A 13,770-nucleotide genomic window follows, 5' to 3' on the forward strand; every position below is an offset into this window, starting at 1 on the left:
TCTACAGCGGACTTTGGATTCTTCTGTTTCGCCCTCTCCAAGTCAAGCCGTCAATGTGCTTAATTGTGGGTAAGCACATGAGAACGCAAGAAAAAACCTGAAAACAGCTACTCTGTTAGCGTCAATTGCGCAATTTTGCCAAGGAATCAGCATGCGAACGCTTCTGTTAACTCTGCTGATCGGCCTCACCCCCTGGTGCTCGGCCGCTCAGATCTACAAATGGGTCGACGCTCAAGGCGTCACGCACTTCGATGCGCAGCCGCCGCAAGGGCTGCCGGCGACGACTGTGCAGACGCCCTCCTCGCCCCCACCGAAACCTGCCGCCATGCCTGGCAGTGGTGCGCTGGGCGATCAGAAAGCCATCGACGACAAGGTGAAGAAACAGGTGGCGGAGCAGCAGGCGCAGCTCAAGGAATTTTGCGAGCAGGCACGAACGAACCTGGCGCAATTGCAGAACAATCCGCGTTTGCGGGAGGAAGTGGAGGGACAAGTACGGCGGCTGGATGATGCGCAGCGTCAGGAGCGCATTGTCGAAGCGCAGAAGCAGATTGCGCAGAACTGCGAATAAAAATCTGTAGGAGCTGCCGCAGGCTGCGATCTTTTGATGCTGTTTTCAAAAGCAAGATCAAAAGATCGCAGCCTGCGGCAGCTCCTACAGGGGATCGGCTCTAGCGGGAGGCGGTGATCAGCAGATCGAACTCTTTAAGCAGCACCTGCAACTGGCGATCCTTGCCCTGCAGATTGCGCTGGGCGAAGACCATTTCAGCCATTTCCTGAATGCCCGAGGCATTGGGCAACGGCAAGTCCTGCTCAAGGATCATCTTCATTCGCGGCAGGAAGATCCATTGCAGCCACTGCTCGAAATCCAGCGTGTCGACCGAAAACGGTTCGACACTGCTCAAGGCTTCGGCTGATGGCTGGATCTCATCCCACCAACCCTGCGTGCGCAGTTCACGCTCGATCAGCAGCAATTGATCGGCGATTTTCGGGAAACGGGTGTCCATCAGAGCGAAACCTTGGCCTTTTGACGAGCCAGTGCAGCGCCGGCGGAGTCGCCCTGCTTCTCACGGGACTGCGCGATGATTTCCCACAGGTTGGCTTGCAGATCCGGACGGCCGTTGGCCATGGTCAGCGCGCGACGGGCGAACTGTTCCGCCTGCGGCGCATCACCTTGGGCCATGCGCACCTGCGCCAGACGGTAGAGCACTTGCGGCTCACGCGGAGCTACTCGCTGAGCGCGCTCCAGACTGGAGGATGCACCGTTGAGGTCGCCGCCGGCCTGCTGCTGTTGCGCAGTGGTCAGCAAGGCGAGCACCGGACCATCCAGTTGCTCGTCGGCGGACAGACCTCCGCCACTGCTGGCCGAAGGAATGCCGCTCGGCGTCGAAGGCATGCTGTAGCTGCCAGTGTTGATCGGTGCCGACTCGACCGGCGAAGGATTGTACGGACCCGCCGTAATCCCACCGGACGCCGGACCTGGAACGATCGGCGAGGAGCTGATCGGCGCCGATGTCGCAGCACCGCCACCCGGCACCATCACCACCACGCCGGTATCGCCTTGCGGAATGGCCTGGGATTGCGCCTGACCCTGCACTGGACGTTTGACTGTCGTCTTGCGGAAACCGCCGTTGGCCGACAGCCGTTCGCTGTTGGACACGGCTGTGCCGGAGTCCACCACCGGGATCGAACCACGCTGTACGGTAGAGCAGCCGCTGAGCAAAGCCACGGCGGTCACCGCTGGAATCAACCACTTGTTCACTTGAAACCCTCTTTGCTTAATTCATCCAGCCCTTGACCCAATCCATCACCGACTCCGGCGAAGCAGGCGTTTCGCTTGCACACGCGGCACCGGGTGGCGGTTCGCTGCCGCGAATATACGGCATCTGCACGGCTCCCGGACAGTTGGCATCCGAGCCTTGTCCGGTACGCGAATCGACCCAGGCCTGAACGATGTTGTCCGGCTGCGGCATGTCCAGCGGCAGCGGATCGGCCTTGCGCATGAAACTGGTCCAGACCTGCAGCGCACCGGTCGCCCCGGTGAACGGGGTCTTGCCGTTGTCGTCACGACCGAGCCAGACCACCGCCAACAGATCCTGACTGAAACCGGCGAACCAACTGTCGCGCGAGTCGTTACTGGTACCGGTCTTGCCGGCCAGCGTCAGGGTCTTGGGCAACACGTTGTAAACCGAGCTGCCGGTACCTTCACGCATCACCCGCTGCATAGCGTTCTGGATCAAGTAGATGGACGCCGGATCGAAACGCTGCTCGATCTGGAACGGATAACGCTTGAGCGGTTCGCCCTCAGCAGTCAGCACACTGCGAATCCCACGCATCGGCGTATTGAAACCACCGTTGGCGAGGGTCTGATACATGGTCGCCACTTCGATCGGGGTCATGCCGCCAGCCCCGAGCAACATCGACGGGAACGCCGGGAATTCCCGGGTCACACCCAGACGCGCAATGGTCTTGAGCACATTCGGCACACCGACTTCCAGGCCCAGACGTGAGGTCGACAGGTTGTAGGAATGCGCCAGCCCTTGGTAAAGGAAGACTGTGCCGTGAGAGCGACGGTCGTAGTTCTGTGGCTTCCACACCTGGCCGTCCGCACCCTTGATCGACAGCGGATCATCCGACAGCCAACTGGTCAGCGTGTAGTGGCTCGGTTTCTCCAGCGCAGTCAGATAGACCGCCGGTTTTACCAGAGAACCGATTGGCCGCACGGCGTCCAGCGCCCGGTTGAAACCGGCGTAACTGGCCTGACGGCTACCAATCATCGCCTGCACTTCGCCGGTCTCCGGGTTGGTCACGACCATCGCCGCTTCCACATCATCGGAGCCTTTGCGTCCAGCCAGACGTTTAAAGGTGTCGTTAACCGACGCTTCGGCTTTCATCTGCAGAATCGGGTCGAAACTGGTGAAGATCCGCAAGCCTTCTTCGGTCAAGTCTTCGTCGCGGTAGTCTTCACGCAACTGGCGTTTGACCAGATCGATGAAGCCCGGGAACGAGCTGTCGGCGAGCTTGCCGCGCGTGGTTACACCCAAGGGCATTTTCTTCGCCGCTTCGACCTGTTCGGCAGTCGCCACGCCTTGCTGCTCAAGCACATCAAGCACCAGGTTACGGCGCTCCAGCGCACGCTCGGGGTTGCGACGCGGGTTGTAGTAGGACGGGCCCTTGACCATGCCGACCAGCAGCGCGACCTGATGCAGCTTCAGCTCGGACAAAGGCTGGCCGAAGAAGAACTGGCTGGCCAGACCGAAACCATGCACGGCACGCTGACCGTCCTGCCCGACGAAGACTTCGTTGAGGTAGGCCTCAAGAATTTCCTTCTTGTCGTAGTGCAGCTCCAGCAGCATCGCCATCATCGCTTCGGTGAGCTTGCGGCTCAGACTGCGCTCGTTGGTGAGGTAGAAGTTCTTCACCAACTGCTGAGTCAGCGTGCTGCCGCCCTGGGTCATCTTGCCGCCAGAGGTGTTGACCCAGATGGCCCGGGCAATCGATTTCGGCGACACGCCCCAGTGGCTATAGTAGTCGCGGTCTTCAACGGCGACCAACGTATCGAGCAAATACGGCGGCACCTGATCGAGCTTGATCAGGATGCGGTCTTCAAGATTTTTCGGGTAAATGCCGCCGATCATCAGCGGCTCGAGCCGCACCACGGACAACTTCCCGCCGTTGAGCCCGGAGAGTTCGGCCACATAGTCGCCAGAGAAACGCACGCGCACCGGCTGCGGTTTCTCCAGGCCTTCATAGAACTGGAAGCCGCGGGTATTCAGATCGACGGTATTGCCACTGACGGCAGCAGCGCCGGGGCCATTGCTCACGGTTTCACGGCGATAGCCCAAGGCGTCGAGTTCGGTGAGGAAATCGTCCTTGCTCAGCTTTTGTCCGACGAACAGCTCGAGCGGACGCGCGTACACCTTCGCCGGAATGGTCCAGCGCTTGCCGGAGAATTTCTCCTGCACCACGGCATCGAGGTAAACGGCGAAGCCGGCCAGCACCACAAGGCCGACCAGACTGAGTTTAATGGCCCACCCCAGCCACGGCCGCAGGCCCTTGGCAGGTGGTTTTTTCTTGGTACGGGGGGATCGAGTTCGAGTCATGGCGGCGGATTATACGCACTTTATTCATCCTCAACAGGAGCGCTCCGAGGTTTGCGTCAGGCTGGCGAGCGGCCATAATGGCGACCTCGAATTTCCCAGTCTCTGAAGGATCGCCCGTGAGCCAGTCACTGATCGCTGCCCTGCAAAACCCGGCCCTCTACCCGCACCCCGTCGACGGGTTCCAGGTCATCGAAACCCATATCTCGTGGGTGATCCTCACCGGGTCGTTTGCTTATAAAGTGAAGAAGCCGGTGAATTTCGGCTTTCTCGACTTCACCAGCCTCGAAGCGCGCGAGCACTTCTGCGCTGAAGAATTGCGTTTGAATCAGCGCCTGACCGAAGATTTGTATCTGGACGTGTTGCCGGTGACCGGCAGCGTCGAAGCGCCGCAACTGGGCGGCGACGGCCCGGTGATCGAGTATGTGTTGAAGATGCGCCAATTCCCGCAGACCGGCCTGCTCAGCACCCTGCAAGCCAACGGTGAACTGACCACTCAGCACATCGACGAAATGGCCGAGCAGATCGCCAGATTCCACCTCAGTGCGCCAAAAGTCCCGGCCGAACACGAGGCCGGTACACCAGAAAGCGTAATGGCCCCGGTGCGCCAGAACTTCGAACAGATCCTGCCATTCCTCAGCGACAAAAACGATCTGCTGCAACTCGAGGCCCTGCAAGCCTGGGCCGAGAGCAGCTTCGACCGTCTCAAGGCACTGTTCAGCAAGCGCAAGGCCGAGGGTTTCACTCGCGAATGCCACGGCGACATTCACTTGGGCAACGCCACTGTGATCAATGGCAAAGTGGTGATCTTCGACTGCATCGAGTTCAACGAGCCGTTCCGCTTCACCGACGTCTGGGCCGACACCGGTTTCCTGGCGATGGACCTGGAAGACCGTGGTCTGAAATCCCTGGCCCGCCGCTTCATCAGCCAATACCTGGAATTGACCGGCGACTATCAAGGCCTGGAAGTGCTGAACTTCTACAAAGCCTATCGCGCGCTGGTCCGCGCCAAAGTCGCGCTGTTCAGCATGCCGGCAGACGCCACTCCGGTGCAGCGCGCCACGACCCTGCGCCAGTACCGCAACTACGCCAATCTGGCGGAAAGCTACAGCACCATCCCTTCGCGCTTCATGGCGATCACCCACGGCGTATCGGCTGTCGGCAAGAGCCACGTGGCCATGCGTCTGGTCGAAGCGCTGGGCGCGATTCGCCTGCGTTCAGACGTCGAGCGCAAGCGTCTGTTCGGCGAGCAGACCGTAGCCAACGACGTGCAGGCAGGGATTTACAGCGCCGACGCCAGCGTAGCCACCTATGCCCGTCTGCATGAGATTGCCGGAGTGATCCTGCACGCCGGTTTCCCGGTGGTGATCGATGCGACCTACCTCAAGCGCGAGCAACGTGACAGCGCGGCGAAAGTCGCCGAGGCGACCGGCACGCCATTCCTGATTCTCGACTGCAACGCTCCGCAAGCCGTGATCGAAAGCTGGCTGGCGATTCGTCAGGCCGACAAGAAGGACCCTTCCGACGCCACGCTGGCGGTCATCGAGGCCCAACAGGCCAGCCGCGAAGCACTGACGCCAGAAGAAATTCTGCGCAGCAAGCGCGTACAGACCAATGAAAGCGGGACCCTCGACACCGTAGTGGCGCAGATTCGTCAGCGCCTGCCAGGCCTGTAAGAAACTATTTCGGCCGTGAAGCCCTCGGTGGCTTCACGGCTGTCAAATAGTGGCACTATACTGGCGTCATAAAACCAACAGGTGATGTGACATGAGCCAGCCGAAACTTCTCGACACCCCGCTTTATGCTTTGCTGCACAAAGACGACATCGCAGGCTTCAACAAGGAACGCCCGAACGACGGCCCGATCGACATGGTCGGTGGTGACTTCCGTGGTCTCGATCTGCGTGAACTGAACGCCGACGGCGTGGATTTCCGCGACGCCTACTTCCGCTCCGCCGATTTGCGCGGCATCGATTTCCGTAATTCATCACTCGAAGGCGCAAGCCTGGCCCATGCGCAGATTTCCGGTGCGTACTTCCCACCGGAACTGAGCGCCGACGAGATCCTGATGTCGATGAATTTTGGTACCCGCCTGCGCTATCGCACCCGCTGATATTTTTATCTTTCTCTGACCCGACGCCTTTCCCGCGTGGGAGCGGGCTTGCTCGCGAAGGCGTGGTGTCAGTCGATACATCCTGCGGCCGACAGGACGCCTCCGCGAGCAAACCCGCTCCCACATTTATTTCCGCATTTCTTCCCTCCTTTCTGCGTTCACAGCTGCCTTCTTAGAAGCGTTTGCGTCTAATCCGACCAAACAACCACGCTTTTCCTACTGATGGCTACACTCCTGAGAAGATCGCCCACGCACCATTCGGCCGTCGCAAGGAGGCTTGATGAATGATGAACTGCAACACCTGAAGAATCTTGGCAAGACGTCGGCGCAATGGCTGCATGCCGTGGGCATCCACAGCGCCTCGGACTTGCGTCGCCTGGGGGCGGTGGACGCCTATCGGGCCGTGCGTACCCGCGGGTTTCGCGCATCAAAGGTGTTGTTGTACGCGATCGAAGGGGCACTGATGGATGTGCACTGGAACGATATCCCGGCCGAACGCAAAGACGCCTTGAACAAGCAGCTCGAAGCCATCTCCTCGCGTCACAAGAACTGACCAGGCGCTGACGACCATGTATCTGCTCGGGGAACAATCGGCATCGATCGATGCGCTGATCAATCGTTTGCAGAGCTTGCCGGCACGCTGGCTAGAAGGGCTTGCGCCGTGCGGGCCAGCGTTTGAGCCGGAAATCTCTGACGGCCTTATGGCGCAGCTCCCACGCGATCAGCTGTTTCTGCTGACAGAAGGCGTGATCCACGGCTACATCGGTGGCCGTGCGCTGTTTTACTGGCAGGAAGGCGATCTGATCGGCCTGCAGCAAGGTGACGCCTGGACCGATTGCCGACTGCGCAGCGATGGACTATTGCGCTTGCTGCCCTATCGACGAACCGATCTGTTCCGACATTTGTACGCCGAGCCGGAACGGGCTGAGCAATGGCTGGAATATCTGCTGGGGCAGATGGCGCTGCTGGCACACGCGGTGGCCGAACTGAAGCCACGGGAGTTTCGCAGCACCAATGGCTTTAAACAGGTCGAGAGCGGTGACGTGTTGATCCAGCAGGGCGATGCCGCCGATCACGTCTTTGTGATCATCGATGGACATGCCGAAGCGTTTGTTGACGGGCACAAGGTTGGCGACGTGCCCAAAGACGAGATTTTCGGCGCCATGGCCGTGTTCACAGGCGAGCCGCGAAACGCCACGGTCATTGCCCGCGAGCCAAGTACAGTGATGTTGATTCCCGGCGATCAGTTTCTGAGCATGACCCGCAACAATCCGAAGATTGCCCACAGCCTGATCGAGAGCATGGCCCGGCGCATTGGCCAGCTCAACCAGCAAATCACCCAACTGAGTGCGGTGAAAGCTGCGCATTGAGTCCCCTGTTTCCGGGGCATTCCGGCCATTTGCACGACTAAATCACGCGAATGGAAAAACAGTGGTTGACTCGTTAATGAGAATCGCTATGATTATCACAACTGATCGCGAGATCAGTCGATATTCTGAAAAGCCCTTGGTTCGGACTCTCAGATTATCTCCTCATCAGGCTAATCACGGTTATTTGACCCGGTTTTTACCGGGTCTTTTTTTGCCTGTGGAAAACTCATTGACCGAACTGTTTGCGCATCTGTGCGCAGTAATCCTGCGCAGGCGCGACCGGGGTGTACCAGACGTAATCGGCCATCGCCGCGCTGACCTCGGCGCCCTGTTCGGCCAGCATCAGCACCGTGGGCGCTTGGGCTGCGCCAAGATCAAGCACATGCAGCGGCACGCCAGCATCCTTGCGCGCATGCCAGGCTCCCGCCAACAGCATGGCGGGGGTTGGTGCCGCCAGCAAACGTTCGGCCATGCGTCGATCACGTTGTTGCTGAACGCTGAGCATCGCCGGCATCTGCGATTTGAGCAGCAAGCCACAGTGCGAGTCGCTTATCTGCTCAAGCAGCGTGGCTTTTACCGTTGCCGCATTGCTGCGAACGCCGGTCAAGGCCGGCGGCTGACGATAGAACGCGCGGATCTCGCTGTCGTCCAGATTGGCTGCCAGCAACGGATAGGATTGTGTGAGGACGAAGCGAACGATCGGTCCATAAAGCTTCCAGTCCCAGCCATCCTGCCAGTCCAGAGCGGCGGCAAGATCGGTGGGCCGCGCTGCTGCATGGCGAACCTGATCAACGTTCGGCTGTTGATCAGGCGTAAGCATCTCCAGCAGCAGACTGCCCTGAGGGCGTTGCTCACCCAGCGACCGCAACAGCCACAACTGCGCAGCGTGATGATCGGCATTGTCATGCTGCTCGCCAATGATCACGTGTTGCGCACCGGCCAGACGTGTCAGCAGTTCCTGCGCGGTCAGCACCTGACCGCTGTGCAGATCGCGTATCTCACCGCTGACCGGTGGTGGCGCAGCAACATGCTGACACCCCGCAAGCCACAACACCGCCAACAACCAGATCCCGCGCATGCCATCACCTCGATGAGAAATCAGCGGGCGATGATCAGCGGATGCCCACGCTCCGGGTGCGGCTGCACCAATACTTCGAGACCGAACACCGCTTTGAGCGAGTCCGGTCGCAAAACTTGCTGCGGCGTATCCAGCGCCACCGGGCGCCCGCCGTCAAGCAGCAACACCCGATCACAATAGCGCGCCGCCAGATTCAGATCATGCAGGATGACGAGCACCGCCGCACCGCGATCAGCAAACTCGCGTATTGCCTGCAGCGTGGTGTGTTGATGCAAGGGATCGAGCATCGAGGTCGGCTCGTCCAGCAACAGGGTTTGCCCGGCCTGACCCGGCCATAACTGCGCCAAAACCCGCGCCAGATGCACGCGTTGGCGCTCGCCACCCGACAGCGCCAGATAACTGCGCCCGCTCAGGTGCCCGGCATCCGCAGCGTCCAGCGCTGCCGCAATGATTTCGTCGTCGCGCACCCGACCACTTTGATACGGCAAGCGGCCCATGCCGACCACTTCTTCCACACGAAAGGCAAAATCCAGCGTCGAGACCTGCGGCAACACCGCCAGACGCTGGGCGCGTTGCGTACCTGTCCAGTGATTCAGCGCCTTGTCGTCGAGCAACACCCCGCCTTCACTCGCCGTCAGCTCACCGCACAAGGCACCGAGCAAGGTGCTTTTGCCGGCACCGTTCGGTCCGAGCACACCCAGCACCTCACCGGGCTCCAGTTGCAGGGTGACGTCGCTGAGGACGGTCTTGCGCCCGCGACGGATGTGCAGATTGTGCGCACACAGCATCAGGCACGTCCTCGCAGCAGCAGATAAAGGAAGAATGGCGCGCCGATAAACGCGGTGACAATACCGATCGGCAACTCCGCCGGCGCCAGTGCCAGCCGCGCCACCAGATCCGCCAGCAACAGCAGGCTCGCACCCGCCAGCACCGACGCCGGCAACAGCACCCGGTGATCGGGCCCGGCCAATAAACGCACCAGATGCGGCACCACCAGCCCGACGAAACCGATCATCCCCGCCGCCGCTACCGCTGCGCCAACACCCAACGCGGTGCAGAACACCAGTTCACGCTTGAGCCGTTCGACATCGATCCCCAGATGCCCTGCCTCGGACTCACCCAGCAACAACGCATTCAGCGCCTTGGCACGACGCGGCAACCACAGCGCAACACCGGCGCTGATAATCAGTAACGGCCACAAACGCGCGTAACTGGCACCATTGAGGCTGCCCAGATTCCAGAAAGTCAGCGTGCGCAGGGTCGCGTCATCCGCCAGATAGGTGAACAAACCGACTGCCGAGCTGGCCAGCGCCGTCAGCGCGATCCCCGCCAGCAGCATGGTCGCGACGTGAGTCTGGCCGTTGCGCCGTCCGAGCCGATAGACCAGCGCCGTTACCCCCAACCCGCCGAGAAACGCGCACGCCGACAACAAATACGGCCCGAACCACTCTGGCAAACCGCCAAAAAACGCACCGCCGACAATGGCTACAGCCGCACCAAGCGCCGCACCGCTGGAGACTCCGACCAACCCGGGATCGGCCAGCGGATTGCGAAACAAACCTTGCATCGCCACACCGGACAGCGCCAGTACGCCGCCGACGGCCAGGCCGAGCAAGGTCCGCGGCAGACGGATCTGCCCGAGAATCAGCTCAGCCTGCTCCAGACCGTCCGGCGCCAGCGGCACACCGAGCATGCGCAGAGCCGCGCGCAACGTATCGAACAGCGGCAGGCTCACCGGCCCCAGCGCCAACGACAGCCAGATGGCCAGCAAACACAGGAGCGTCAGCCCGATAAACAGGCTGCGTGGTTTGACCAGTACGGTCATTGGCCGCTCGCAGTCGGGTAGAGGCCGTCAGACAAACCCTTCAACGCCGCCGGTAAACGCGGCCCGAGCCCGCCGACCAGCAGCGTCGGATCCAGCTCCAGTACCCGTCCGGTCTTGGCCGCACGGCTTGAATTGAGGATGGGGTTTTCCTTGAACAGCGCCGCTTTTGCCGCCTCACCGCTCAACGCGCGATCCGCAAACACCAGCACCTCAGGATCAAGCCCGGCCAGCGACTCAACAGAGAACGGCTTGTAACCGGTATGCGTTGCCAGGTTATGTCCGCCGGCCCGTTGCAGCAGCCAGTCGGCGACAGTGTCCTTGCCGGCAATCAACGGTTTGCCGCCGGCATGTCCGATCAGCACCAGCACACCGGGCGCCTTGTGCCGGATCTGCCACTCGGTGACTCGCGCCTTCTGCGTGGCGAGCTGCTGTTGATAACTTTCCAGCAACTGCGTCGCCTGGGCTTGCGCGCCGAGCAACTGCCCGAGATGCGTGAGGTTTTTTTCCAGCGTCGGCAGATCCGGCTGCGCCGAGAACAGTTCGACCTGCACCTTGGCGCTCCTTACCTGAGCGATCACCGGTGGCGGGCCCATTTCTTCGCTGCCGATAAGGATGTCCGGGCGCAGGCTGAGAATGCCCTCTGCCGACAGGTTGCGTTGATAGCCGATACTTGGCAGTTTCTTCAGCGACTCGGGATGCTGGCTGGTGGTGTCGACGCCGACCAGTTTCGACTCCCCGCCCAACGCACTGACCCACTCCGAAAGCGCGCCACCGGCACTGACCCAACGCTGTGGCAAGTCGGCAGCTGTCACCTGAAGGCTGGCGAGCAGTCCGACACACAGCACAGCAACGCGGATAATCAGGCGCATACGCAGCTTTCCTTGAACAGTTTTCCCGGGCAGCGATCCGGCAGGCCAAGTATCCTTGGCGGCAGCCGCGCACAGTGGGCAAAGGCGGCCATTTGATAATTGTTTGCATTTAAACGTCAAGCTCGGACATTTCCTGAAACGAGCCGACAGTTGAGGATAGTCATGAAGTTTTTGTGCGCGGGCGCCGATCTCGCCGAGGCCGGCAGCCGTGGGTTCGACATCCACGGCAACAAACTGTTTGCCGTGCGCCGCAATGGTCAGGCCTATGTTTATCTCAACCGTTGCCCGCATCGTGGCGTCGGCCTGGAATGGCACCCCGACCAGTTTCTCGACCCGAGCAACAGCCTGATCCAGTGCGCCATCCACGGCGCACTGTTCCTGATCGAGGATGGCGAATGCGTCGCCGGCCCCTGCGCCGGGCAATCCCTGATCGCCATCCCCTGCCGCGAGGACGCCCAAGGGGTGTGGATCGATGTTTAACCGTTGAGCAACACGTCCAGCCGCCGGTCGATCACCATTTCTTCGTGGTTCAAGCGCACGCCGTAGGCCAGCACTTCAACTCCGCATGCCACCGCCTCGCGCAGGGCATCGGCGTACGCCGCATCGATTTCCTCGGCCGGACGCACTGCGTCAATCCCGCTGAGATTAACGCAATACAGCTGCACCGCCCGAATGCCGTCACGGGCCAGATGCGCCAGTTCACGCAGATGCTTGGCGCCGCGCTGGGTCACCGCATCGGGAAACGCCGCGACATTCGTTCCGTCGAATCCCAGCGTGACACTTTTCACTTCCACGTAGGCCGGGCCGCTCGGGTACTCGAGGCGGAAATCGATGCGGCTCTTTTCCTGGCCGTACGCCACTTCACGTTTAAGCGCCGTAAAGCCGCTCAACTCGTTGATGACTCCCGCCTGCAGCGCCTCTTCCACCAGTGCGTTGGCACGGCCGGTGTTCACGCAAAACAGCCGGCCCTGCGGGGTTTCGCCAATTTCCCAGGTGCCGGGCAGCTTGCGTTTCGGGTCGTTGGAGCGACTGAACCACACCTGTCCGCCCTCAACCTGGCAGTTGAGCATCGAACCGGTGTTCGGGCAGTGAAGGGTCAACAGCTCGCCATTGACCGTTTCAACATCAGCCAGAAAACGTTTATAGCGGCGAATCAGCCGCGCCTCTTCCAGAGCCGGATAAAAACGCATCAGCCTTGCCAGCTCTTCAAGCCACGAGCGATGCGTTCCACCGCTTCCTGTAAGCGTGCGAGGTTTTGCGTGTAAGCAAAACGCACATGATGGCCCGCTTGATAACGACCGAAATCCAGCCCCGGGGTAAAGGCAACGTGCTCGGTTTCGAGGAAATGCCGGCAGAACGCGAAGGCATCACCGCCGAACTGGCTGATATCGGCATACAAGTAGAACGCGCCTTCAGGTTCGACGGCGATATTGAAACCCAACTCGCGCAACGCCGGCAGGAGGAAGTCGCGACGGCGGCCAAATTCGGCGCGGCGCTCTTCGAGAATGCTGATGGTGTCCGGCTCGAAACAGGCCAGTGCGGCGTGCTGCGCCATGCTCGGCGCGCTGATATAGAGATTCTGCGCGAGTTTCTCCAGCTCACTGACGGCCGCATCCGGTGCCACCAGCCAGCCGAGACGCCAACCGGTCATGCCGAAATATTTGGAGAAGCTGTTGAGGACAAAGGCGCTGTCATCGACTTCCAGCACGCTGGCGGCATCGGTGCCGTAAGTCAGGCCATGATAAATCTCGTCCACCACCAGATGGCCGTGCCGCGCCTTGATTGCTGTGGATAATCCGGCCAGTTCGTCGCGAGTCAGGAGGGTGCCGGTCGGGTTGGCTGGCGAAGCCACCAACGCACCAACGCTGTCGTGATCCCAATGCCGCGCCACCAGATCCGGGGTCAGTTGATAGCGCACCTCCGGCCCGACCGGAACCAGTTGTGCCGCGCCTTCAACCAGACGCAGGAAGTGCCGGTTGCACGGGTAGCCCGGATCCGCCAGCAGCCAGTGTTTGCCCGGATCGACCAGCAAGGCGCTGGCCAGCAACAGGGCGCCGGAACCACCGGGGGTGATCAGGATCCTTCGCGGATCAATGTTCAAGCCGTAGCGCGTTTGATAAAACCCGGAGATCGCTTCGCGCAATTGAGGAATGCCCCGCGCCGCGGTGTAGCGAGTCTTGCCCGCCGTCAGCGCCGCTTGCCCGGCGCGGATGATCGGTTCGGCTGTGGTGAAGTCCGGCTCGCCGATTTCCAGGTGGATCACATCGTGACCTTCGGCCTGCAGTTCATTGGCCCGCGCCAGCAGCGCCATCACATGGAACGGTTCGATCGCACGACTGCGCGCACTGTAGGGCTGAGCCATGGGTTTTCCTTCGACGGGGAAAAAGAGACGATTCTACCTGTCTGCCGGAACGAGCGA

Annotated in this window: 15 protein-coding genes; 6 read left to right on the forward strand and 9 right to left on the reverse strand. The window is 60.9% G+C overall.

What is annotated here, in order from left to right:
* The first annotated feature begins 151 nt into the window (after positions 1-151).
* Positions 152-568 (forward strand): DUF4124 domain-containing protein, encoded by a 417-nt coding sequence (locus AC193Q_RS15660; protein ID WP_121187193.1) that lies wholly within the window; start codon positions 152-154, stop codon positions 566-568.
* A gap of 100 nt (positions 569-668) precedes the next feature.
* Here AC193Q_RS15660 and AC193Q_RS15665 read toward each other — a convergent pair whose 3' ends face one another.
* Genes AC193Q_RS15665 through mrcB form a run of 3 tightly spaced genes read right to left on the reverse strand, consistent with a single transcriptional unit; the run spans position 669 to position 4,100 of the window.
* On the reverse strand, positions 669-1,004 hold the full coding sequence (locus AC193Q_RS15665) for a YqcC family protein (protein ID WP_047296574.1): 336 nt from the start codon (positions 1,002-1,004) through the stop codon (positions 669-671).
* Positions 1,004-1,759, reverse strand: a complete 756-nt coding sequence (locus AC193Q_RS15670) for a tetratricopeptide repeat protein (RefSeq protein WP_047296575.1) — start codon at positions 1,757-1,759, stop codon at positions 1,004-1,006. Before AC193Q_RS15670 ends, AC193Q_RS15665 begins: the two co-directional genes overlap by 1 nt.
* 16 nt (positions 1,760-1,775) lie before the next feature.
* Positions 1,776-4,100 (reverse strand): penicillin-binding protein 1B, encoded by a 2,325-nt coding sequence (mrcB, locus tag AC193Q_RS15675; RefSeq protein WP_121187195.1) that lies wholly within the window; start codon positions 4,098-4,100, stop codon positions 1,776-1,778.
* Between the two features lie 116 nt (positions 4,101-4,216).
* On the opposite strand from mrcB, the gene AC193Q_RS15680 reads away from it, so the two are divergent.
* The 4 genes from AC193Q_RS15680 (at position 4,217) to AC193Q_RS15695 (ending at position 7,579) form a co-directional block, all read left to right on the forward strand.
* The gene (locus AC193Q_RS15680; protein ID WP_047296577.1) at positions 4,217-5,773 is read left to right on the forward strand and encodes a bifunctional aminoglycoside phosphotransferase/ATP-binding protein; all 1,557 of its coding nucleotides are present in this window, start codon (positions 4,217-4,219) and stop codon (positions 5,771-5,773) included.
* Between the two features lie 91 nt (positions 5,774-5,864).
* Positions 5,865-6,209 carry a pentapeptide repeat-containing protein gene (locus AC193Q_RS15685; protein ID WP_007963914.1) on the forward strand — a complete coding sequence of 115 codons (345 nt, stop codon included), beginning with the start codon at positions 5,865-5,867 and terminating at the stop codon, positions 6,207-6,209.
* 280 nt (positions 6,210-6,489) lie between these two features.
* Positions 6,490-6,762, forward strand: a complete 273-nt coding sequence (locus tag AC193Q_RS15690; protein ID WP_003228231.1) for a TfoX/Sxy family protein — start codon at positions 6,490-6,492, stop codon at positions 6,760-6,762.
* Positions 6,763-6,778: 16 nt separating this feature from the next.
* Positions 6,779-7,579 carry a cyclic nucleotide-binding domain-containing protein gene (locus tag AC193Q_RS15695; RefSeq protein ID WP_121187199.1) on the forward strand — a complete coding sequence of 267 codons (801 nt, stop codon included), beginning with the start codon at positions 6,779-6,781 and terminating at the stop codon, positions 7,577-7,579.
* Positions 7,580-7,805: 226 nt separating this feature from the next.
* Here AC193Q_RS15695 and AC193Q_RS15700 read toward each other — a convergent pair whose 3' ends face one another.
* From AC193Q_RS15700 to AC193Q_RS15715, 4 genes are read right to left on the reverse strand one after another with little or no spacing between them, the layout of a single operon-like run.
* Entirely contained in the window at positions 7,806-8,657 is an 852-nt protein-coding gene (locus tag AC193Q_RS15700) for a ChaN family lipoprotein (protein ID WP_121187201.1), read from the reverse strand.
* 20 nt (positions 8,658-8,677) lie between these two features.
* Complete coding sequence (locus tag AC193Q_RS15705; RefSeq protein ID WP_121187203.1) at positions 8,678-9,445, reverse strand: heme ABC transporter ATP-binding protein; 768 nt, start codon at positions 9,443-9,445, stop codon at positions 8,678-8,680.
* Entirely contained in the window at positions 9,445-10,428 is a 984-nt protein-coding gene (locus tag AC193Q_RS15710) for an iron chelate uptake ABC transporter family permease subunit (protein WP_476286347.1), read from the reverse strand. The genes AC193Q_RS15705 and AC193Q_RS15710 overlap by 1 nt, the downstream gene beginning before the upstream one ends.
* A gap of 50 nt (positions 10,429-10,478) precedes the next feature.
* Positions 10,479-11,351, reverse strand: coding sequence for an ABC transporter substrate-binding protein (locus tag AC193Q_RS15715; RefSeq protein ID WP_476286135.1), 873 nt, complete (start codon positions 11,349-11,351; stop codon positions 10,479-10,481).
* A 162-nt stretch (positions 11,352-11,513) separates the two neighbouring features.
* Between AC193Q_RS15715 and AC193Q_RS15720 the strand changes: the two genes are divergently transcribed.
* Positions 11,514-11,831 (forward strand): Rieske (2Fe-2S) protein, encoded by a 318-nt coding sequence (locus AC193Q_RS15720; RefSeq protein WP_121187211.1) that lies wholly within the window; start codon positions 11,514-11,516, stop codon positions 11,829-11,831.
* Here AC193Q_RS15720 and sfsA read toward each other — a convergent pair.
* Positions 11,828-12,541 carry a DNA/RNA nuclease SfsA gene (gene sfsA / locus AC193Q_RS15725; RefSeq protein WP_131671603.1) on the reverse strand — a complete coding sequence of 238 codons (714 nt, stop codon included), beginning with the start codon at positions 12,539-12,541 and terminating at the stop codon, positions 11,828-11,830. The two genes, AC193Q_RS15720 and sfsA, sit on opposite strands and share 4 nt — an antisense overlap.
* Positions 12,541-13,713, reverse strand: coding sequence for a pyridoxal phosphate-dependent aminotransferase (locus AC193Q_RS15730; RefSeq protein WP_476286138.1), 1,173 nt, complete (start codon positions 13,711-13,713; stop codon positions 12,541-12,543). Before AC193Q_RS15730 ends, sfsA begins: the two co-directional genes overlap by 1 nt.
* Positions 13,714-13,770 lie beyond the last annotated feature (57 nt).

The organism is Pseudomonas sp. F2, assembly GCF_057174385.1.